Genomic DNA, 20,457 nt, shown 5'->3' with positions numbered 1-20,457 from the left:
ATGCGTACCTCAAGGTATTGAATGAATCAGTTGGTCAGTTGGTCGGTTCGCAAGCCGGCTGGTACGTGCGCGTGGCATTTACCTGCATCGGTACACCGACGTACTGTCGCCGATAGCGGTTGCCGAGGCCGGTCAGGATTTCATAGCCTATCGTGCCTGCCTGGGCAGCCACGACGTCGACCGGTTGGTCGGGTGCAATCAGGTCCACCAGCATGCCGGGATGCAGCAGCGCCGGATCGGCTTCGGTCGCATCAACAGTGACGGTATCCATCGAAACATTGCCGACGATGGGTGCCCGCGTGCCGCCGATCAAGACCGCGCCGCGATTGCTGAAAGCTCGCAGCCAGCCATCCGCATAACCGACCGCGATCGTCGCGATGCAGCACGGACCGGACGCCTGGTAAGTCAAGCTGTAGCCGACGCGGTCGCCGGTACCAAGATAACGTGTCTGGATGATTCTTCCCTGCAGACGGACAACCGGCTGCATTGGGTTGTTGGCGCTGTCGATGCTCGGAGAAATGCCATACAGCGCTGCGCCCGGACGCACGAGGTCGAAGTGATAGTCGGGGCCGAGAAAAATGCCGGAGGAATTGGCAAAGCTCGCCGGACATGGGGGCAGGCCTTTTCTCAAGGCAGTGAACGCAGCCAGCTGCGCCTGATTCATCGGGTGCCCGGTCTGCTCGGCGCAAGCCAGATGACTCATCAGGTATTGCAGGTCAATTCCGCGCAGCGGATCCGGTTCCAGCAGCAAGGTCTGGACTTCGGATTTACTCAGGCCCAACCGCGACATGCCGGTATCGACTTGAAGAATCGCCGGGAGACGCCGGTTCAGGGTGTGTGCGGTGCGCTGCCATCCGACTACTTGCGGCAGGCTATTAAGAACTGGAGTAAGGCGATGCCGCACGAATTCCATCTCGGTGTCGACCGGCGGTCCATGCAGCACGAATATGCGCGTGGATTCCGGTACGTGCGGCCGGAGCGCAAGCCCCTCATCGAGGTGAGCGACAAAGAAATGCGTGCAGCCAACTGCCGACAACGCCGTCGCGACTTCATTGGCACCGAGTCCATAGGCGTTTGCCTTCAGTACGCCCGCGCAACGCGCTTTCCCGGCCAGCCGCTGCAATATACGGTAATTGCATTGAATAGCACTCAGGTCGATATTCAGTATCGCCCCGGCATGCTCGGCACGTTCTGCCATATATGGTCTCCAGTATTTTCTTGGGACATTTGTCCCAAGTATTTGAAGATCACATCAGCAACATATGTGCCAAAGCGAAAATACTATTCAGATCAACGACTTACCTAAGGTCTCAGCGCAATGCGCCACTTCCATGCTGTACATGCTTATGTACAGCATGGAAGTGGCGCATTAAAATTCTTTAAAATTCAATGACTTATGGAGCTGTATTTAAATAAATACAGCGTATACAAAGACGTACAGTTTGAATATCGAAAGAGAATCTACAGAATTTTCGTGACTTGGCGTGCATAGCGCACCCGGTCAAGCCATTCGATCAAAGGGATGGTCGCCGGAAGCAACGGCTCGACGCCCAAGGCTCCCTGCCAGGCAAAAGCCTGGCCTTCCAGCGACTGCGGTTCGCCATCCCAATCGCGGCTGATATAAAAATGCAGACGCACATGTGCGTGTGGATACACATGCTCGACACCGCACCAGGGTTCGACCGAAACAATCTGTACACCAAGTTCTTCGACGAATTCCCGCTTGAGCGCATTCTCGATGGTTTCGCCGGGCTCGACCTTGCCGCCGGGGAATTCCCAGTAGCCTGCATAAGGCTTGCCATCCGGACGCTGTGCAAGCAGCACATCGCCGTTCGGCTTCATGAGGATGCCGACTGCAACGTCGATCGGAGAAGCGGAAGTCATTGTGATACCGGTACCCTGTCAGCGGCCAAGCTTGCCGGCATGGTCTTTGGCGAACTGCCATGCCACCCGTCCCGAGCGCGAGCCGCGTTGCAAAGCCCAGCGCAATGCATCGCCGCGCGCCTCTTCGATTTGCTGCGCATTGCAGCCGAAATGCCGGAGCCAGTGCGCAGCAATGTCCAGATAGTCATCCTGCTTGAAGGGATAAAACGATACCCAGAGGCCGAAGCGCTCGGACAGTGAAATTTTTTCTTCCACGGTTTCGCCGGGATGCAAATCGCCATCCTCAGTGTGCACATAGCTGGCGTTATCCGACATGCGTTCGGGCAGCAGATGGCGGCGATTGGAAGTCGCATAGATCAGCACATTGTCCGACTGGGCGGCGATGCTGCCGTCCAGCGCGACCTTCAGCGCCTTGTAACCGCTCTCGCCTTCCTCGAACGACAGGTCGTCGCAAAAGATCACAAATCGCTCGGGACGTCCCGCCACGAGGTCGACGATATCCGGCAGGTCGCCGAGGTCATCCTTGTCGACTTCGATCAGGCGCAAGCCCCGTGCCGCATACTGGTTCAGGCAAGCCTTGATCAGCGAGGATTTGCCGGTGCCGCGTGCGCCCGTGAGCAGCACATTGTTCGCAGGCCTGCCTTCGACGAATTGGCGGGTGTTCTGCTCGATCTGCAGTTTCTGCGGCTCGATGTTATGCAGGTCAGACAAGGTGATCGATGCGATATGGCCGACCAGCTGCAGAAAGCCGCGCCCGTCCTTGCCGCCGCGCTTGCGCCAGCGGAACGCGGTGCCAGCATTCCAGTCGGGTGCGGTGGTAGTCGGAGGCAGTACCGACTCAAGGCGCGCGAGCATGGCTTCGGCGCGCAAAAGAAACTGATCGAGCTGTGTCATGTCAGGAACGGTAATCGGCATTGATGCTGACGTAGTCATGCGACAGATCGCATGTCCAGATGGTGGCGGCAGCCGTGCCGCGCGCGAGGCGCACGCGGATGGTGATTTCGCTTTGCTTCATGATGCGCTGGCCGTCTTCTTCCTTGTAATCCGGATTGCGGCCGCCATTCTTGGCAACCCATACGTCGTCGAGATACAGATTCAGCTTGCTGACGTCGAGGTCGTCGATCCCTGCATAGCCGATGGCCGCAAGAATACGGCCGAGGTTGGGATCGGACGCGTAGAAAGCGGTCTTTACCAATGGCGAGTGGCCGATCGAGTAGGCGATTTGCCGGCATTCATCCGCGCTCGCGCCCTCTTCGACCGTAATGGTCATGAATTTGGTCGCGCCTTCGCCGTCGCGCACGATCATTTGCGCGAGTTCCTGCGAAATGGCGGTAACCGCGGCGGACAGTTCAGCGTAAGCCGTTGAAGCGACACTGTCGACTTCCAGCGCCCCAGCGCCGGTTGCGATCAGAATGAATGAATCGTTAGTCGAAGTATCCCCGTCGATGGTGATGCAATTGAAGGACTTGTCAGCCGCTTCCTTCACCATTTGTTCAAGCACCGGCTGCGCGACCTTAGCATCGATAGCAAGGAAGCCGAGCATGGTCGCCATATTCGGCTTGATCATGCCTGCGCCCTTGCTGATGCCGGTGAGCGTCACGCTCTTGCCGTCTATCGTGACGGTGCGTGACGCCGCTTTCGGCTGCGTATCCGTGGTCATGATCGCTTCGGCGGCGTTATACCAGTTATCCGCTTTCAGGTTGGCGATTGCCTGCGGCATGCCGGCCTTGATGCGGTCCACCGGCAATTGCTCGAGGATGACACCGGTGGAAAACGGCAGGATCTGCGATGCATCGCACTGAAGCAATTCCGCCAGCGCTGCACAGCTTGCATTGGCGTTGGCCAGACCAAGATCCCCGGTCCCTGCATTCGCATTGCCGGTGTTGATCACTAGTGCACGTATCGGCGCGCTTCCATCCTTGAGTTTTTCCAGATGGATTTTGCAGACTTGTACTGGTGCCGCGCAAAAACGGTTCTTGGTGAAGACGCCTGCCACGCTCGCGCTGGGGGCGAGCTTCAGGACCAGCAAGTCCTTGCGGTTGGCTTTGCGCACACCGGCTTCGGCATAGCCGAGCTCGATGCCGGCAACAGGTTTCAGGTTGGCAGGAATGGGTAGAGGGAGATTGACGGCCATGGCAATGTTGCTCGTAGGACGGTGAAAAAAAGAAGCTTATTGTAAACGGATAGTTTGGGATGCACGCTGCATCACATGGACTCCAAAGAAAAAGGCGGGTCACCCCGCCCTTGCCTCGCATGGCTAATGTGAATTACGCCAGTTTGCCATGACACTGCTTGTACTTCTTGCCGCTGCCACATGGGCAAGGATCGTTACGACCTACCTTGGGCACTTCACCGGCTGATTGCAGGCGCGCATTATCGGGATTGGCAACCGGCGCCAGCAACTCTTCCGGAGCGGCATTCGGGTTGAAATCGGCATGCTGGAAATGCAGGTTTTCGACATGCGAATGCGACAGCTCTTCCTCGGCCGCATCGATCTCTTCGCGCGACTGGATACGTACTGTCATCACGATACGTACCACTTCATTCTTGATCAGATCGAGCATCTGGCCGAACAGTTCGAATGCTTCGCGCTTGTATTCCTGCTTCGGATTCTTTTGCGCATAGCCACGCAAGTGAATGCCCTGGCGCAGGTGATCGAGCGCGGCCAGATGTTCACGCCAGTGACTGTCGACGCTCTGCAGCATCACGCTGCGCTCGAAGCCGCTGAATGCTTCCCGGCCTATTGCCGCGATTTTCGTGTCGTAGGCATCATTGGCTGCCTTCAACACGCGTTCCAGCAAATCCTCGTCGCTGAGATCGGGTTCGGCTTCCAGCACCTTGGAAAGCGGCACCTCAAGCTGCCACTCGTTGGCCAATGCAGCTTCCAGACCCTTGATATCCCACTGCTCTTCCATCGATTCCGCGGGAATGAAGCTGCGGAACAGATCGGTGAACACACCCTGCCGCAACGACGCGATCAGATCGGCCACGTCCTGCGACTCAAGCAATTCATTGCGCTGCTGATAAATGACCTTGCGCTGGTCGTTGGCGACGTCATCGTATTCGAGCAACTGTTTGCGGATATCGAAGTTGCGGGCTTCGACCTTGCGCTGCGCAGATTCGATGGAACGCGACACGATACCGGCTTCGATCGGTTCGCCTTCCGGCATCTTCAGACGGTCCATGATCGCGCGTACGCGGTCGCCGGCAAAAATGCGCAACAGCGGATCGTCGAGCGACAGGTAAAAGCGCGATGAGCCCGGATCGCCCTGACGGCCTGAACGTCCGCGCAATTGATTGTCGACGCGGCGCGATTCATGGCGTTCGGTACCGATGATATGCAAGCCGCTTTGCGAGACCACATGATCATGCAGCGATTGCCATTCGTCGCGCAGAGTCTTTGACTGTGCCTGCTTGTCGGCATCGCCCTGGCCCGCATCGGCTTCAATGATCTGGATCTGCTTTTCGACATTGCCGCCCAAGACGATGTCGGTACCGCGACCGGCCATGTTGGTGGCGATCGTGATCATTTTCGGACGGCCTGCCTGCGCGACGATTTCCGCTTCGCGTGCATGCTGCTTCGCGTTGAGCACGTTATGCGGAAGCTTGGCCTTGGTCAGAATGCCGGACAGGACTTCCGAGTTTTCGATCGAGGTCGTACCCACGAGCACAGGCTGTCCGCGCTCATAGCAATCCTGGATATCCGTCAGCATTGCATCGTATTTTTCCTGCGCGCTCTTGTAGACCTGGTCCTGGCGGTCCTTGCGCTGGCTGGGGCGGTTCGGCGGGATAACCACGGTTTCGAGCCCGTAGATTTCCTGGAATTCGTAGGCTTCGGTATCGGCCGTGCCGGTCATGCCGGCCAGCTTGCCGTACATGCGGAAATAGTTCTGGAACGTGATCGACGCGAGCGTCTGGTTTTCGTTCTGGATCTTGGCGCGCTCTTTCGCCTCGACGGCCTGGTGTAAGCCGTCGGACCAGCGGCGACCTGTCATCAGGCGACCGGTAAATTCGTCGACGATCACGACTTCGCCGTTCTGCACCACATAGTGCTGATCCTTGTGATAGAGCGTATGCGCGCGCAATGCCGCGTACAGGTGATGGATCAGGGTGATGTTGGCGGAATCGTAAAGTGATGCGCCTTCCGGCAGCAGGCCCATACGGGTCAGGATCTCTTCTGCCTTTTCATGACCGGCTTCGGTCAGCAATACCTGGTGCGACTTTTCATCCTTGGTATAGTCGCCCGGAACTTCGATCTTGCCCTTGCCGTCCGGCGTTTCTTCGCCGATCTGCAGCGTGAGCTGCGGCGGCACATCGTTCATGCGGACATACAGGTCGGTATGGTCTTCAGCCTGGCCGGAAATGATGAGCGGGGTACGCGCTTCGTCGATCAGAATGGAGTCGACTTCGTCGACGATGGCGAAATTCAGGCTGCGCTGCACCCGGTCACCGGTGTCATACACCATGTTGTCGCGCAAATAATCGAAGCCGAATTCATTATTGGTGCCGTAAGTGATGTCCGATGCGTAGGCAGCCTGTTTGGCATCGTGCGCCATCTGCGACAGATTGACGCCGGTGGAGAGGCCGAGCCAACCATAGAGGCGTCCCATCCATTCCGCGTCGCGCTGGGCCAGGTAATCATTGACGGTCACCACATGCACGCCCGTACCGGCGAGCGCATTGAGATAAGCCGCAAGCGTCGCCATCAGCGTCTTGCCTTCGCCGGTGCCCATCTCGGCGATTTTCCCGTAGTGCAGGACCATGCCGCCGATCAGCTGCACATCGAAGTGACGCATTTTCAGCACGCGCTTGCTGGCCTCGCGGCAGACGGCAAATGCTTCCGGCAACATGTCATCGAGCGATGCGCCTTTCGCAATGCGCTCCTTGAACTCGGGCGTCTTGGCCTGCAGCTCGGCATCCGAGAGCTTTTCCATGGCCGGTTCCAGCGCATTGACGTCGCGGACGGTCTTTTGGTATTGCTTGATCAGCCGCTGATTGCGACTGCCGAAAATCTGGGTCAGTAATGACATGCTTGAATTCTGAAAATGGCCCCGCAGCCGCCATCATGGCACTTACGGTGTCCGAACTTGGCTAAATTGCGGATTCTATCATGCACCCCGGCGCACTCCGCTCGACGTACCACCATTGCCTGCCTTTTGGCCTGCCAGAACATGATGTAGGGGAATATTGGGCTTGCGCTTCAGGAAACAATAGCAGGGGCACAATATACCTAAGTGCGCCTGCCATGGGATGTAGAAGATTGAGACTGCTGGCTGGGCGGTTATTTCGGACTTAGTGCCGCGAGCTTTGCCTGGTCGGCGCCAGCGGCCAGGAATTTATGCGGGTCTTGCTGTACACCTTTGACCAGCACTTCGAAATGCAGATGCGCGCCGGTGGAACGTCCGGTGGAACCGATATCTGCGATATGCTGCCCACGCTTGACGATGTCGCCGACCTTGACCAACAAGCGCGACGCGTGAGCATAGCGGCTCACCATATCGTTGCCGTGATCGATTTCAAGCATATTGCCGAACTGATGATGGTATTCCGCGGCAATCACTACCCCACCGGCAGCGGCCACGATAGATGTACCGGTCGCCGCCGCGAAATCGATTCCTTCATGGAAAGCGCTGCGCCCGCTGAATGGATCGAGCCGCCATCCAAAGCCGGAAGCGTTGTAACTGACATTGACCGGCTGAATGGTGGGCAAGAGTTTCGATTTGACTTTCTGGCTCATGAGCGTGGTTTCCACGACATTCATGTAGTCGGCGCGATGCTCGACGTCTTTCGCGGTCGCGTCCAGCAATTGCTGAAACTCGTTCATGCTGATCGGCTTTTGCTTTACGCTGGAAGGTTCTGCACCGCCACGGCCCGGCAATTCCTTGAAGTTGAACTCCTGCGGCTTGACACCGGCCAGGCCTTGCACCCGTTCGCCGAGTGCATCCAGACGCATGAGCTGCGCCTGCATTTCTCCCAGTTTCATGGCCATTGCGGCCAGGTTTTCCTTGACGTATTTATCTTTTTTGGTGACGTCTTCCTGTGTGGCCGAGGCCAGCGCTTCTTTGACGATGGGAATATTCAGTTCAGCCGCATGCCGGAAAGTCAGGTAATACATGAGAGAAGCCGCCATGACGACAGCCAGTACAAATGCAAATGCTGCAAGTGCCAGATGCCAATGCGTGAGTGTGACGGACTTGGCATTAAAACGCGGGTGCAACAGGATAATTTGCATTATGACTCCTGCGATTCGTCCACCGGGAATGCGGTGTGATAAGGTGCGAGCATGATGCGCTCGTCCTCATTTTTCTCTTATGGTCCCGGCACACGGCCCGCACGCGGGCCTGCCAAGAAGACCGCTCAGGGTGTTACCGACTTCCTGCGCGCCAACGACAAGATGGCTGCACTATTGCCGGCCATCACGCGGATGGCTGCCTTGCAGCAAGATTGCTCGGCGATTTTGCCCGCGATGTTTGATGCATGTTCGGTCATTCAGTTCGAGGCGGGACAACTTGTTTTATCGACACCGAATGCCGCCCTCGCCGCGAAACTGAAACAACAATTGCCTAAGTTGCAAGAAGCACTATTGCAACGGGGCTGGCAGGTTAACGCAATACGTATCAAAGTGCAAGTTAGGAAGCTTGTCGAAAAGGCAAAGCCAGTGAAGCAACTAAAACTTCCTCCACAAGCGGTCTCGGCGCTTGCTTCACTGACTGAGGCGCTGGATGATTCGCCGCGCAATCAGGCATTGAAAGATGCCTTGAGCGCCATGGTGAATCGTCATCGACGCGCACGCTGACGGCTCATCGTGCGGCCAATCTAATTGAAGACCCACTCCTGCCGTGTTTGCCGCACATACGCTGGCGACGTGGCATCGTCAGAATCGAAGCTAACGATTTCGTAAGCATCGGGGTGCGCGAGCAGTTCACGCAATAAGAGATTATTTAACGTATGACCCGATTTGTGCGCTACATAACTTGCAAGCAAGGGATGTCCGATCAGATACAAGTCGCCGATGGCATCCAGTATCTTGTGACGGACGAACTCGTTGTCGTAACGCAGGCCATCCGGGTTCAGGATGCGATATTCATCCATCACGATCGCATTTTCCAGCGAGCCGCCGCGGATCAGGCCCATCCCGCGTAGCGTTTCGACATCCTGCATGAAGCCGAAGGTGCGCGCTCTTGCGATTTCCTTCACATAGGATTCGATGCCGAAGTCGACTTCGGCAAACTGGCCGGTCGCATCGACTGCAGGGTGATTGAATTCGATGAAGAATTTCAGACGGAAGCCGTCGTAAGGTTCGAGCCGCGCCCACTTTTCCTGGGCGCCCTTGCCTTCACGGACTTCAACCGGTTTCTTGACGCGGATGAATTTTTTGGAAACGTTTTGTTCCTGCAAGCCGGCCTGCTGCAGTAGAAAGACAAAGGAAGCGGCCGAGCCGTCCATGATGGGAATTTCTTCGGCTGTCACATCGACATACATGTTGTCGATACCCAGTCCGGCGCAGGCGGACATCAGATGTTCGACAGTCGACACTCGCGCACCGTCACGGTCCAGGACCGATGCCATACGGGTATCGCCTACGCCGGTTGCACTCGCGGGCAGATCGACCGGGGGGTCGAGATCGACCCGGCGAAACACGATGCCGGTATCCGGCGCCGCCGGACGCAGGGTCAGTTCCACCTTGGTGCCGGAATGCAAACCGACGCCGACGGTTTTGACAAGTTGTTTGACAGTGCGTTGTTTGAGCATTGTAGAAGTATAGCAACTAACCCATGGGTCAGTTGTATGGACATGTAACGCTGTTGGTGTTACACCACGCGATGCCTGCCTTCACTCCCGTCAAGCAACATCAAAATATCAGCGCTCACTCAAGCCATTGTTGCGAGCGCTGTACCGCGCGACGCCATTGCGCCAATCGCTGTGCACGCTCATCGGCCGACATCAGCGGTTCGAAGCGCTTCTCGACTTTCCACTGTGCAGCGATTTCTTCTGTCGATTGCCAATATCCGACCGCCAAGCCCGCCAGATAAGCCGCACCCAATGCGGTCGTTTCGGTGACCATCGGCCGCACCACCGGCACGCCGAGGACATCGGCCTGGAATTGCATCAGCAAGTCATTGCGTGCCGCACCGCCGTCGACGCGCAGTTCAGTCAACTGAATCTCTGCATCGCGCTGCATCGCATCGAGCACATCGGCGCTTTGATAGGCAATGCCGGCCAGCGTCGCGCGTGCGATATGCCCTGCCGTCGTACCGCGACTGATACCGAGTATTGTGCCGCGTGCATACGCATCCCAATACGGTGCGCCGAGACCGGCAAAGGCCGGCACAAAAAATACGCCGCCCGAGTCAGGCACGGATTGCGCAAGCGCTTCTACGTCAGCCGATGTCTTGATGATGCCGAGACCGTCGCGCAGCCACTGTACGGCCGCGCCGGCATTGAATACGCTGCCTTCCAGCATGTAGTCGGACTGGCCGGCGATCGTCCAGCCGACAGTCGTCAACAGGTTGTTGCGCGAAGCGATCGCCTGCTTGCCGGTGTTCATAAGCATGAAGCAACCGGTGCCATAGGTATTCTTCGCCATGCCTGGACGATGGCAGGCCTGGCCGAATGTGGCCGCCTGCTGGTCGCCCGCGATGCCGGCGATAGGAATCGCACCGCCAAGCAGTTCGACTGCGCTATGGCCGACGATGCCGCTGCTTGGCACGACCTGCGGCAGTATGCCGGCTGGTATGTCGAGCAGTGCGAGCAATTCCTCATCCCACTGCATGGTGTGGATGTTGAACAGCAAGGTGCGCGATGCATTACTGGTATCCACCACATGCTTGCCGCATAACTTGAAGATCAGCCAGGAGTCGACGGTGCCGAATGCCAGCTCGCCCCGCTCCGCACGGGTGCGTGCACCTGGCACCTGATCCAGCAGCCACTTCAATTTGGTGCCGGAGAAATAGGCATCGATGACCAGCCCGGTCTTTTGCTGAAATACCTGTCCCTTGCCTTGTTCGCGCAGGGCATCGCACAGCCCGGCAGTACGATGGTCTTGCCAGACGATCGCATTGGCAACCGGCTCACCCGTTGCGCGATCCCATAACACGACGGTCTCGCGCTGGTTGGTGATGCCGATCGCAGCAATCTGCTCGGCAGTCACGCCGTTTTCCTTCAACACTTGCTGAGCGACTGCAAGCTGACTGCGCCAGATTTCGCCGGCGTCATGTTCCACCCAACCGGACTCCGGAAAGATCTGACGAAACTCTTGTTGCGCAATGCCATGAATGCGGCCGTCATGATCAAACAGGATGGCGCGCGAACTCGTCGTGCCCTGATCGAGGGCGAGAATGTATTGGGTCACCGGACGTCTCCGTTACTGATGGCCTCATGCAGGAATAAGGTAAGCGATTTCACCTTACTCCTGTATAAGCCCTTAACCGAAAAAGCGCGGCACCTGCCGCGCTTTTCCAGAGCGAATGATATTACTTCACACGCCCTTCTTTCCATGCCTGCAGCAGCTTGTCGTAGGCAATGGTTTCACCCTTCGGCTTTTCTTCCGCAAGCTTCTTCCATGGCGCGCCGGTATCCGACAGATACTTGTTCGGATCGCCCTTGGCATTGAGCTTGGGTGCGCATGCCTTCATGCCGGCACGCTGCAGACGGGCCATCACCTGGTCCATTTCCTCGGCCAGATTATCCATCGCTGCCTGCGGAGTCTTTTCGCCGGTGACCGCAGTCGCGACATTCTTCCACCACAGCTGCGCCAGCTTCGGATAATCCGGAACGTTGGTGCCGGTCGGCGTCCATGCGACGCGTGCCGGGCTGCGGTAGAACTCGACCAGGCCGCCGTACTTGGCCGCATTCTTGGTGAAGTAGTCGTGACGGATATCGGAGTCGCGCACAAAGGTCAGGCCGACGATGGATTTCTTCAGCGAGGTCGTCTTCGCATTCACGAACTGCGCATACAGCCAGGCAGCAGCCTTCCGATCATCCGGCGTCGACTTGAAGAACGTCCATGAACCGACGTCCTGATAGCCGTTCTGCATACCGTCTTTCCAGTACGGGCCATGCGGGCCAGGCGCCATGCGCCACTTCGGTGTGCCGTCCTGATTGATGACCGCGGCAGCCTTGGTCATCGGCGCGGTGAATGCCGTGTACCAGAAGATCTGCTGCGCGATTTCACCCTGGCCCGGCACCGGACCGGCTTCGGAGAAAGTCATGCCGTTCGCTTGCGGCGGCGCATACTTCTTCATCCAGTCCACGTACTTGGTCAGTGCATATACCGCGGCCGGCGAATTGGTGGCACCGCCGCGCGATACCGACGCGCCTACCGGTGTGCACTTGTCGTCGGCAACGCGGATGCCCCATTCGTCAACCGGCAAGCCGTTCGGAATACCCTTGTCGGCGGTACCTGCCATCGATAGCCAGGCATCGGTAAAGCGCCAGCCGAGCGACGGGTCCTTCTTGCCATAGTCCATGTGACCGTAGATCTTCTTGCCATCGATTTCCTTCACATCGTTGGTGAAGAAGTTGGCGATATCCTCATAAGCGGACCAGTTGACCGGCACGCCGAGTTCATAGCCGTACTTAGCCTTGAATTTGTCCTTCAAGTCCTTGCGCTCGAACAGGTCGGCGCGGAACCAGTACAGGTTGGCGAACTGCTGGTCGGGCAGCTGGTACAGCTTGCCGTCAGGCGCGGTTGTGAAGCTGGTGCCGATGAAATCCTTGATGTCCAGGTTCGGATTGGTGAAATCCTTGCCCTTGCCGGCCATGTAATCAGACAGCGGCTCGACCGCGCCATAGCGATAGTGGGTACCGATGAGGTCGGAGTCGGAAATCCAGCCGTCATAGATGCTCTTGCCGGACTGCATGGAGGTCTGCAGTTTTTCGACGACGTCGCCTTCCTGGATCAGGTCGTGCTTGACCGTGATGCCGGTGATTTCGGTAAACGCCTTGGCCAGGGTCTTGGATTCATAGACATGGGTATCGATGGTTTCCGATACCACGTTGATTTCCTTGATGCCTTTGGCCTTGAGTTTGTCCGCTGCCGCGATGAACCATTTCATTTCATCGAGCTGCTGCTGTTTGCTCAGCGTGGATGGCTGGAATTCTTGATCCACCCATTTTTCGGCTGCCTTCATATCGGCCCATGATGCACCTGAGGCCAACATTGCTGCAGCCGCTAGTACCGTCAGTTTCAGTCTCATATCTCCACCTTTTTTATGCCTTTCCCTTGGACAGAAGCGCAGGACTAGCGGGAAAGGTAGCCAGCCTGCACCGCGGCGCAGATCAACCCCAGCGCATCACAATCAGCAAGACAACAAACCCAACTACCGCACCCATCCATTGCTGCAGTTCGGTCAACCCGGCCCATGCAAGGTTGACGTAGGCTGCGGTCAGCAAGCCGATGAACAGCCGGTCGCCGCGAGTCGTCGGAATCGGGAGAAACCCTTTGCGCTCGATCGTCGGTGCGCGTATCTGCCATAGGGTCATCCCGATCAGCATCAACACGATCGCGGTGAAAAAGATCGCGACCGGCGGTGTCCACGCCATCCATGCAAACGTGTTTTCCATGTCACACCCTCCCCATCGCAAAGCCCTTGGCGATGTAATGCCGGACAAACCAGATCACCAATGCGCCCGGGACTATCGTCAGTACGCCGGCCGCTGCCAGTACGCCCCAGTCCATGCCGGCGGCCGACACGGTGCGCGTCATGGTGGCCGAGATCGGCTTGGCATTGACCGAAGTCAGCGTGCGTGCGAGCAGGAGTTCGACCCAGCTGAACATGAAGCAAAAGAATGCCGTCACGCCAACGCCGGCCTTGATCATCGGCAGAAAAATCTTGACGAAGAATTTCGGGAAACTGTAGCCGTCGATATATGCGGTTTCATCGATTTCCTTCGGTATGCCGGACATGAAACCTTCCAGGATCCAGACCGCCAACGGCACGTTGAACACCATATGCGCCAGCGCCACCGCGAGGTGGGTATCCATCAATCCCACCGTCGAATACAGTTGGAAGAATGGCAGCAGGAACACCGCCGGCGGCGTCATGCGGTTGGTCAGCAGCCAAAAGAACAAATGCTTGTCCCCAAGGAAGGAATAGCGCGAAAACGCATAGGCCGCCGGCAAAGCGACCAGCACCGACAACACCATATTGATCGCCACATAAATGATCGAATTGATGTAACCGTCATACCAGGACGGATCGGTGAAGATGGTCTTGAAGTTGTCGAAGGTCAGGTTGCTGGGCCACATCGTCAGCGCGCCAATGATTTCTTCATTGGTCTTGAGCGACATATTCAGCATCCAGTAGATCGGCAGCAGCGACAGCAGCAGATAGATTGCGAGTATGGGTGCCGTCAGGCGTTTGCTCATCATTTTTGGTCTCCCGTGCCGACGCGTTGCATCCAGTTGTACAGCAGGAAGCAGAACAGCAGGATGATCAGGAAATAAATCAGGGAAAATGCCGCAGCCGGACCAAGGTCGAACTGGCCGACCGCCTTTTGCGTCAGGTATTGCGACAGGAAAGTCGTCGCATTGCCGGGACCGCCGCCAGTCAGCACGAAGGGCTCGGTATAAATCATGAAGCTATCCATGAAGCGCAGCAGCACCGCGATCATCAGCACATTGCGCAGCTTGGGCAACTGGATGAAGCGGAATACCGCCCAGCGCGACGCGCCATCGATACGCGCCGCCTGGTAATATGCGTCCGGTATCGCACGCAAGCCGGCATAGCACAGCAACACCACCAGTGGCGTCCAGTGCCAGATATCCATCACCAGCACGGTAACCCACGCGTCGATCGAATCGCCTGTGTAGTTGTAGTTGACGCCGAGACTGTTGACGCCATAGCCGAGCAGGCCGATATCGCCACGGCCAAAGATCTGCCAGATGGTACCGACTACGTTCCAGGGAATCAGCAGCGGCAGCGCGATCAGCACCAGCGACAATGACGCTTTCCACCCCTGCGCCGGCATGGTCAGCGCAATCAGGATGCCGAGCGGAATCTGGATCGCGAGCACCGACAATGAGAACAGCATCTGCCGATAAAGCGCGCCGTGCAATTCGCTGTCGCGCATCACCAGCTTGAACCATTCGGTGCCGACGAACACGCTCTGCGACGGACTGAGAATATCCTGCACCGAATAGTTGACGATCGTCATCAAAGGCAGGATGGCGGAAAATGCCACGCACAGAATCACGGGCAGGATCAGGAACCACGCGCGGTTGTTATAGGTTTTCATGTCAGGCTACCCGCTTGTCGTTGACGTAGTAAAGCGTGCGGTCTGGCGGCAGTCGCAGCCAGACCTTGTCACCCGCACGCGCTGTCAGATACCGCAGCTTGGCGAACACTGCATTTCCGCCCAGCTGGAAGTCGGCCAGGTAATGCGTACCAAGGTTGCGCACCGCATTCACGGTGGCGGGCACGGTGCCCTCCTGCTGTTCGAATTCGCATTCGACGAATTCGGGGCGGATCCCGAGCGTGATCTTGCCCTGTGCTCCCTGCAGTGCCGCGGCAGTGGAAGGAGACAATGCAATGCTGCTGCCATCAATGCGCGCGTGTCCATCGGCGATCGAGCATGGCAGCAGGTTCATGCCGGGATTGCCGATGAAGTAGCCCACGAAGGTATGCGCCGGTTCTTCAAACAATTCCTGCGCGCTACCTGCCTGCACGACCTCGCCCTGCGTCATGACCACCACCTTGTCGGCGAAAGTCAGCGCCTCGACCTGGTCATGCGTCACATAAATCAGCGAGAGCTTGAGCTCGTGATGGATTTCCTTGAGCTTGCGACGCAGTAGCCATTTCAGGTGCGGATCGATCACCGTCAGAGGCTCGTCGAACAACACGGCAGCTACGTCGGGACGCACCAGGCCACGACCGAGCGAAATCTTTTGTTTCGCATCGACCGACAGGCCGCTTGCGCGATGCTTGAGGTCCGGCGACAGTTCCAGCATTTCCGCGACCTGATGCACGCGCTTGTTGATGTCGCCGGTTTTCCAGCCGCGATTGCGCAGCGGGAAAGCGAGATTGTCGAACACCGTCATGGTGTCGTAGATCACCGGAAACTGGAAAACCTGCGCAATATTGCGCGCCTCCGGCGGCAGTTCGGTGACATCCTTGCCATCGAACAGCACGCGGCCGTGCGAAGGACGCACCAGGCCGGAAATGATATTGAGCAGCGTGGTCTTGCCGCAGCCGGAAGGACCGAGCAACGCATAGGCGCCGCCATCGTCCCAGTCCATGTCCATCGGGCGCAGTGCGTAATCGCTGGGCTGCGACGGATTGGCGCCATAGGCGTGCGCCAGTTCCCTGAGTTCGATACGGGCCATGCTTATGCTCCAGTCTCGTTCTGCTTCGGTGCCGACAACAGCGCGCCGTCGGAAGCGAACAGGAACAAGTCGCCCGGGCGGCAATACATGCTGCAACGCGAGCCAAGTTCAAGATCGTGCACACCGGGCAATTGCGCTACCAGTGCAATCGGGCCGCGATGTACGTGGATATAGGTTTCGGAACCGCTGATTTCGGACAGATCCACCTCGGCATCGATGGCGATATCGTCGGGATAGCGCGCGGCGAGGTGCAAGCTATGCGCGCGCAGTCCCAGTACGACTTGCTTGTGCCCGGCCGCGCGCTGTACTTGTCCGGGATTGAGCTGGATCGACAGATCGCCGCTCAGGCGTGCAACGCCGCCTGCATCGACGGTGGCTTCCATCAAGTTGATCGGCGGGTCGCTGAACGTGCGTGCCGCCTGGATCGAGTTCGGCGCATTGAAGACCTCGACCGTATTCCCCTCCTGCAGCACGCGTCCTTCATGCATGACCGCGACATGCCCGCCCAGCTGCAAGGCTTCGAGCGGTTCGGTCGTTGCGTATACAACGGTGGTATGCCCTTCGGAAAACAATTCGGTCAGTTCGCGTCGCAATTCTTCGCGCAATTTGTAATCGAGGTTGACCAGCGGCTCGTCGAGCAACAGCAGTCCTGCATTCTTGATCAGCGCTCGGGCGAGCGCGGTGCGTTGTTGCTGTCCGCCGGACAGTTCGGCCGGTGAACGCTGCAAATAGGGCGCGATATGCAGGCGCTCGGCCATGTCGGCCACGCGCTTCCTGATTTCCGCTTCAGGCACGCGCTGTATGCGCAGCGGCGAAGCAATGTTGTCGAATACCGTAAATGAGGGATAGTTGATGAATTGCTGGTACACCATTGCCAGGTCGCGCTGACGCACCGACACGCCGGTCACATCCTTGCCATCGGCCAGCACGCGGCCACCGGTCGGGCGGTCGAGCCCGGCCATCAGCCGCATCAATGAAGTCTTGCCGGCCCGGGTGGTCCCGAGCAGCACGTTGATCGTCCCCGGTATCAGCGAGAGCGAGGTCGGATAGATATGATCTTCCGCGCCATGTTTCTTGCTGACGTTTTCCAATACGAGAAGCACGCTGTCTTCCTCCTAAAAATCCCTGTGCGGTTGTTATCGCCGTTCTTATCGTTGGGGCACAATCCGCTATGCGACGGCCCTGCTCGTGCGCATCCATGCATCCAGTTTTGCTTCGCTTCCGGCCGGAAGATGCAGGCCGAGCTTGGAGCGTCGCCACAGAATGTCGGCCGCGCTTACCGCCCATTCATGCTCCATCAGGTAATTCACTTCGGCCACATACAAGCCCGGCGCGATTTCTTCTCCCATATCGCCGACTCGGGTGCGTCCGGCCAGCAGCATGCGGGTACGCGAACCGTAGGCGCGGGCATAGCGGGCAACCAGCGCCGCCGGCAGCCATGCATACTGCTTCTGGAGCTCCTGCACGAAGCGATCGAATTGCAGCACCGACTGGTTGGTCGGCTGGCTGCCGAACAGATCGCCGCCGGGCATGCATGCCTTTGCGGTCCATGCGCCGCTGCTGCGCGTCGGCAACTTTGGCGCCAGCATGTCGACGGCTTCTTCGGCGAGTTTGCGAAAGGTCGTGATCTTGCCGCCGAACACCGATAGCAGCGGCGGACCGTCCGCATCCATTTCAAAGCGATAGTCGCGCGTGACTGCGGAAGCGCTTGCCGCCTCGTCCTCGACCAAGGGACGCACGCCGGAATACGTCCAGACCACGTCGCCGGGCGTAATGGATCTGCGGAAATAGCGATTGGTCAATTCGCACAGATAAGCGATTTCCTTCTCGTCGATCGCCACCTTGTTCATGTCGCCCTGGTAATCGATATCGGTGGTGCCGACCAACGTAAAATCCTGTTCATACGGAATCGCGAAGACGATGCGGCCATCCGGATGCTGAAAGATGTAGGCATAGGGATGGTCGAACAGGCGCTTGACCACGATATGACTGCCCTTGATCAGCCGCAGCGACTTTGCCGACGGGCGTTGCGCCGCGGTTTGCAGAAAGTGCGCGGTCCATGGGCCGGCAGCATTGACCAGGCTTTTTGCCTTGACCGCAACCACGGAGCCGGAAGCGGTGCGCAATTGGGCAAGCCAGTGATCTCCTTGACGCTGCGCCGAAGTGCAAAGCGTGCGCGTAAAAATCTTGGCGCCGCGTTCCGCCGCATCGACCGCATTCAATACGACCAGGCGCGCATCGTCGACCCAGCCGTCGGAGTAGACGAATCCCTTGGTGAACTCCGGCTTGAGCGGTGAGCCTGCGGCGTGGCGGCGCAAGTCTATGCCTTGGGAGCCGGGCAAAATCTCGCGCTTGGCCAGGCTGTCATATAAGAACAGCCCGGTTCTGATCATCCACCCCGCACGCTGCCCCTTGTCGTGCGGCATTACGAAGCGCAACGGCCACATGATATGCGGCGCCGAACGCAGCAGCACCTCGCGTTCGATCAGTGCCTTGCGCACAAGATTGAATTCGTAATACTCGAGATACCGCAAGCCGCCGTGGATCAGTTTGGTCGAGGCCGATGACGTATGCGCGGCCAGATCATCTTTTTCACACAGGACCACCGACAGACCGCGTCCGGCCGCATCGCGCGCGATGCCCGCGCCGTTGATGCCGCCGCCCACGATCAGCAGGTCGCAATCCAGAGTGTGCTGACTGATTTCCATGCGGTAATCGCCTTAGAAGTGTATTCTCGGTAACATGACAGAGCGTAAAGATACGACAACAATCGAATCGAAATCAACACATATTTTGACTTTATTTTTTCGTTTATGTTCGTTTACAATCAGTTTAAGTGTCCTGTAATTGTTTATCGGAGATAAGGAATGACTCTTAATCCACGTCAAAGACGTTTGCTTGAAGTGGTCCGGCAGCGCGTCACGATGTCGGTCGAAGACTTGGCGCAGCAGCTGGATGTGACGCCGCAGACGGTCAGGCGCGACGTCAAGCAGATGGAGGAAGCCAAGCTGCTGGCCCGCTATCACGGCGGCGTGGGCCTGCCCTCATCGGTGGAAAACATCGACTACAGCCAGCGGCAAGTGATGAATATCGATGCCAAGCAACGCATTGCCGGCGCGGTGGCGAAACAGGTGCCAGCCGGATGTTCGCTGCTGATCAATATCGGCACGACAACGGAGGAAGTGGCGCGGGCGCTGGTTCATCACCATGGCTTGCATGTGGTAACGAATAATCTGAACGTCGCGGCCATTCTTGCCGATAACCCGCAATGCGAGGTCATCATCGCCGGCGGCGTGGTGCGAGGACGTGATCGCGGCATCGTGGGTGAGGCGACGATCGATTTCATCCGGCAATTCAAGGTGGATATCGGGATTATCGGGATTTCGAGTATCGAATCCGATGGCACGCTACGCGATTTCGATCCGCGTGAGGTGAAGGTGGCACAGGCGATTATCGAGCAGTCACGGGAGGTGTGGCTGGTGGCGGATCGGGATAAGTTCGGGCGGCAGGCGCTGGTGAGGATGGCGCATCTGTCGCAGATTGATATGTTGTTTACGGATGTTAAGCCGCCGGAGGGGTTGGCGAAGGTGTTGAAGGAGGCGCATGTGAAGGTGGTGGTGGCGCCTTGATTGATGGATTGCTTTTTCTTCGGTGATTCTATTCCGTTGTTTCTTCGGACGAGCTTGCCGGGACTGGCCCCGGCGGGCCACTCACTTTTTTGCTTCGCCAAAAAAGTAGGCAAAAATAGGGGGGCCGCCGAGGCCGAACCCTGCATCGCCGCCCGCTGCGCGGGTGCCCAAAAGACTGCCGTTCAAAACGGGAAGCGCAGAACTCGCCTGCGGCTCCCCTCCGCGGGCCCAGACAACTGCGCTTCTTATCCGTTTTGAACGGCACTCTTTTGGCGTCGCTACAAGGGAACTGCCTGCACCCCATCCCCACCCTGACCCTCCCCTTGAAGGGGAGGGAACTGTGCTGTCCTTTACTTTATAAATTCAACAGGTGGAAATACGGGTATTTCTGACTACGGTTGAAATGTAAAGAACGCATGATTCCCTCCCCTTCAAGGGGAGGGTCAGGGTGGGGATGGGTGTCAGCCTTTCCCGCTGTGAGCAGCCGCCGGTGTGCATACGCAAGCGGATAAAGAAGCGAAACCTGTCTAAGCCGCAGGCGAGTTTGTTTCGCTTCCCGCTTGCGTATGCACACCGGCGGGGACCCGAAGGGCTGCGAGCGCCGGTCGCCTTTCTTTG

At 57.8% G+C, this 20,457-nt stretch carries 17 protein-coding genes; 2 read left to right on the top strand and 15 right to left on the bottom strand.

Translation table 11 applies throughout. The features are described from left to right. Nucleotides 1-34: 34 nt before the first annotated feature. The 6 genes from alr to D3871_RS03745 all read right to left on the bottom strand — a co-directional run bounded on the left by alr (nt 35) and on the right by D3871_RS03745 (nt 8,116). Complete coding sequence (gene alr, locus D3871_RS03770; protein ID WP_119767685.1) at nt 35-1,198, bottom strand: alanine racemase; 1,164 nt, start codon at nt 1,196-1,198, stop codon at nt 35-37. Nucleotides 1,199-1,461: 263 nt separating this feature from the next. Beyond that, a complete protein-coding gene (gene mutT / locus D3871_RS03765; RefSeq protein ID WP_119767684.1) occupies nt 1,462-1,884 on the bottom strand; it encodes an 8-oxo-dGTP diphosphatase MutT in 423 nt (140 codons plus the stop codon). Between the two features lie 18 nt (nt 1,885-1,902). Next, the gene (locus D3871_RS03760; protein WP_119769868.1) at nt 1,903-2,778 is read right to left on the bottom strand and encodes an ATP-binding protein; all 876 of its coding nucleotides are present in this window, start codon (nt 2,776-2,778) and stop codon (nt 1,903-1,905) included. Nucleotide 2,779: 1 nt separating this feature from the next. Continuing rightward, a complete protein-coding gene (argJ, locus tag D3871_RS03755) occupies nt 2,780-4,018 on the bottom strand; it encodes a bifunctional glutamate N-acetyltransferase/amino-acid acetyltransferase ArgJ (protein WP_119767683.1) in 1,239 nt (412 codons plus the stop codon). Nucleotides 4,019-4,151: 133 nt separating this feature from the next. After that, nucleotides 4,152-6,914 carry a preprotein translocase subunit SecA gene (gene secA / locus D3871_RS03750; protein ID WP_119767682.1) on the bottom strand — a complete coding sequence of 921 codons (2,763 nt, stop codon included), beginning with the start codon at nt 6,912-6,914 and terminating at the stop codon, nt 4,152-4,154. A 251-nt stretch (nt 6,915-7,165) separates the two neighbouring features. Continuing rightward, on the bottom strand, nt 7,166-8,116 hold the full coding sequence (locus D3871_RS03745) for a M23 family metallopeptidase (protein ID WP_119767681.1): 951 nt from the start codon (nt 8,114-8,116) through the stop codon (nt 7,166-7,168). Between the two features lie 162 nt (nt 8,117-8,278). Here D3871_RS03745 and D3871_RS03740 point away from each other — a divergent pair, with 162 nt between their 5' ends. Then, nucleotides 8,279-8,680, top strand: coding sequence for a DciA family protein (locus D3871_RS03740; protein WP_338016830.1), 402 nt, complete (start codon nt 8,279-8,281; stop codon nt 8,678-8,680). Between the two features lie 20 nt (nt 8,681-8,700). Here the strand turns inward: D3871_RS03740 and lpxC are convergent, their stop codons facing one another. The 9 genes from lpxC to glpD form a co-directional block, all read right to left on the bottom strand. Next, the gene (gene lpxC / locus D3871_RS03735) at nt 8,701-9,636 is read right to left on the bottom strand and encodes a UDP-3-O-acyl-N-acetylglucosamine deacetylase (protein WP_119767680.1); all 936 of its coding nucleotides are present in this window, start codon (nt 9,634-9,636) and stop codon (nt 8,701-8,703) included. A gap of 115 nt (nt 9,637-9,751) precedes the next feature. After that, the gene (gene glpK, locus D3871_RS03730; RefSeq protein ID WP_119767679.1) at nt 9,752-11,236 is read right to left on the bottom strand and encodes a glycerol kinase GlpK; all 1,485 of its coding nucleotides are present in this window, start codon (nt 11,234-11,236) and stop codon (nt 9,752-9,754) included. A 121-nt stretch (nt 11,237-11,357) separates the two neighbouring features. Next, nucleotides 11,358-13,082 carry an ABC transporter substrate-binding protein gene (locus tag D3871_RS03725; protein ID WP_119767678.1) on the bottom strand — a complete coding sequence of 575 codons (1,725 nt, stop codon included), beginning with the start codon at nt 13,080-13,082 and terminating at the stop codon, nt 11,358-11,360. Nucleotides 13,083-13,164: 82 nt separating this feature from the next. Further along, complete coding sequence (locus D3871_RS03720; protein WP_119767677.1) at nt 13,165-13,449, bottom strand: DUF2160 domain-containing protein; 285 nt, start codon at nt 13,447-13,449, stop codon at nt 13,165-13,167. 1 nt (nt 13,450) lies between these two features. Further along, nucleotides 13,451-14,254, bottom strand: coding sequence for a carbohydrate ABC transporter permease (locus tag D3871_RS03715; protein WP_119767676.1), 804 nt, complete (start codon nt 14,252-14,254; stop codon nt 13,451-13,453). Beyond that, nucleotides 14,254-15,123, bottom strand: a complete 870-nt coding sequence (locus D3871_RS03710) for a carbohydrate ABC transporter permease (protein WP_119767675.1) — start codon at nt 15,121-15,123, stop codon at nt 14,254-14,256. The genes D3871_RS03715 and D3871_RS03710 overlap by 1 nt, the downstream gene beginning before the upstream one ends. A gap of 1 nt (nt 15,124) precedes the next feature. Next, entirely contained in the window at nt 15,125-16,210 is a 1,086-nt protein-coding gene (locus D3871_RS03705; protein WP_119767674.1) for an ABC transporter ATP-binding protein, read from the bottom strand. 2 nt (nt 16,211-16,212) lie between these two features. Continuing rightward, a complete protein-coding gene (locus D3871_RS03700; protein ID WP_119767673.1) occupies nt 16,213-17,313 on the bottom strand; it encodes an ABC transporter ATP-binding protein in 1,101 nt (366 codons plus the stop codon). A 66-nt stretch (nt 17,314-17,379) separates the two neighbouring features. Further along, nucleotides 17,380-18,918: a glycerol-3-phosphate dehydrogenase gene (gene glpD, locus D3871_RS03695; RefSeq protein ID WP_119767672.1), complete on the bottom strand. Its 1,539-nt coding sequence runs from the start codon at nt 18,916-18,918 to the stop codon at nt 17,380-17,382. A gap of 159 nt (nt 18,919-19,077) precedes the next feature. Between glpD and D3871_RS03690 the strand changes: the two genes are divergently transcribed. Beyond that, nucleotides 19,078-19,839 carry a DeoR/GlpR family DNA-binding transcription regulator gene (locus D3871_RS03690; RefSeq protein WP_119767671.1) on the top strand — a complete coding sequence of 254 codons (762 nt, stop codon included), beginning with the start codon at nt 19,078-19,080 and terminating at the stop codon, nt 19,837-19,839. Nucleotides 19,840-20,457 lie beyond the last annotated feature (618 nt).

Origin of the sequence: Noviherbaspirillum saxi, assembly GCF_003591035.1 — a bacterium.
GTDB lineage: Bacteria > Pseudomonadota > Gammaproteobacteria > Burkholderiales > Burkholderiaceae_D > Noviherbaspirillum > Noviherbaspirillum saxi.
Note: the sequence above shows the minus strand (reverse complement) of the source record. Positions and strands in the feature narration are given on the sequence as shown.

Bases quoted from the DNA above. Each gene is read 5' to 3' on its own strand.
- D3871_RS03725 (WP_119767678.1), bottom strand. From the start codon at position 13,082: ATGAGACTGAAACTGACGGTACTAGCGGCTGCAGCAATGTTGGCCTCA.
- mutT (WP_119767684.1), bottom strand. From the start codon at position 1,884: ATGACTTCCGCTTCTCCGATCGACGTTGCAGTCGGCATCCTCATGAAG.
- argJ (WP_119767683.1), bottom strand. From the start codon at position 4,018: ATGGCCGTCAATCTCCCTCTACCCATTCCTGCCAACCTGAAACCTGTT.
- D3871_RS03710 (WP_119767675.1), bottom strand. From the start codon at position 15,123: ATGAAAACCTATAACAACCGCGCGTGGTTCCTGATCCTGCCCGTGATT.
- lpxC (WP_119767680.1), bottom strand. From the start codon at position 9,636: ATGCTCAAACAACGCACTGTCAAACAACTTGTCAAAACCGTCGGCGTC.
- D3871_RS03705 (WP_119767674.1), bottom strand. From the start codon at position 16,210: ATGGCCCGTATCGAACTCAGGGAACTGGCGCACGCCTATGGCGCCAAT.
- D3871_RS03740 (WP_338016830.1), top strand. From the start codon at position 8,279: ATGGCTGCACTATTGCCGGCCATCACGCGGATGGCTGCCTTGCAGCAA.
- secA (WP_119767682.1), bottom strand. From the start codon at position 6,914: ATGTCATTACTGACCCAGATTTTCGGCAGTCGCAATCAGCGGCTGATC.
- glpD (WP_119767672.1), bottom strand. From the start codon at position 18,918: ATGGAAATCAGTCAGCACACTCTGGATTGCGACCTGCTGATCGTGGGC.
- alr (WP_119767685.1), bottom strand. From the start codon at position 1,198: ATGGCAGAACGTGCCGAGCATGCCGGGGCGATACTGAATATCGACCTG.
- D3871_RS03760 (WP_119769868.1), bottom strand. From the start codon at position 2,778: ATGACACAGCTCGATCAGTTTCTTTTGCGCGCCGAAGCCATGCTCGCG.
- D3871_RS03690 (WP_119767671.1), top strand. From the start codon at position 19,078: ATGACTCTTAATCCACGTCAAAGACGTTTGCTTGAAGTGGTCCGGCAG.
- D3871_RS03720 (WP_119767677.1), bottom strand. From the start codon at position 13,449: ATGGAAAACACGTTTGCATGGATGGCGTGGACACCGCCGGTCGCGATC.
- D3871_RS03715 (WP_119767676.1), bottom strand. From the start codon at position 14,254: ATGAGCAAACGCCTGACGGCACCCATACTCGCAATCTATCTGCTGCTG.
- D3871_RS03745 (WP_119767681.1), bottom strand. From the start codon at position 8,116: ATGCAAATTATCCTGTTGCACCCGCGTTTTAATGCCAAGTCCGTCACA.